This window comes from Aeromonas sp. MaB10011B (genome assembly GCF_017939325.1).
Taxonomy (GTDB): domain Bacteria; phylum Pseudomonadota; class Gammaproteobacteria; order Enterobacterales; family Aeromonadaceae; genus Aeromonas; species Aeromonas caviae.
The window spans coordinates 1-499 of sequence record NZ_JAGKRK010000076.1 but is presented as its reverse complement, the minus strand read 5'-3'; the positions used below and the strand labels follow the sequence as shown (position 1 = coordinate 499).

Here is a 499-nt window from a genome sequence, read left to right as displayed (position 1 = left end):
CCCCATCGATGGCAAAGACCTGTAAACCGTGCCAATGGTCTTCAGGATAACGTTCCCGCCCCCACACATCGGCGCACTGTTTGAACAGCCACTCGAGCGGCTGTTTGCCGAGTCGCTGACGGGCCTGAGACAGGGCACTGTCCGCGAGCAAGGCATCATTGGCCAACCCTTCTGCACAGATGTTGAGGCGCCGAGCGACCTCGGAGATGGGCTCATTGCGGAAAAAGGCCATCCCCACGACGAGCCACAAGACCATATCAGAAGGTAAGCGGCGTCGGCGGATAGTGGCCTTTTCAGACAAGGCGGCAGCGGCAGTAATCCATTCGTCGGGAATATGGTCGGCAAAAATGGCCAACCGAGCCAGCATGTCGCCAGATGCCTCAACAACATCGTTCAGATCGTTTGCAATAGACATAAAAAATCCGGAACCAGTGATTGGTTCCGGATTGTCCTACAGCAGAAGGATCGGTCAATGGATCCTTAACTGATCAGCATTGCG

1 protein-coding gene is annotated in these 499 nt (G+C 55.3%); it reads right to left on the bottom strand.

All coding sequences use genetic code 11. The features are described 5' to 3' along the window. The coding region (locus J9893_RS17620) for a transposase domain-containing protein (protein WP_210621931.1) at positions 1 to 415 on the bottom strand (415 nt) is incomplete at its 3' end. Positions 416 to 499 lie beyond the last annotated feature (84 nt).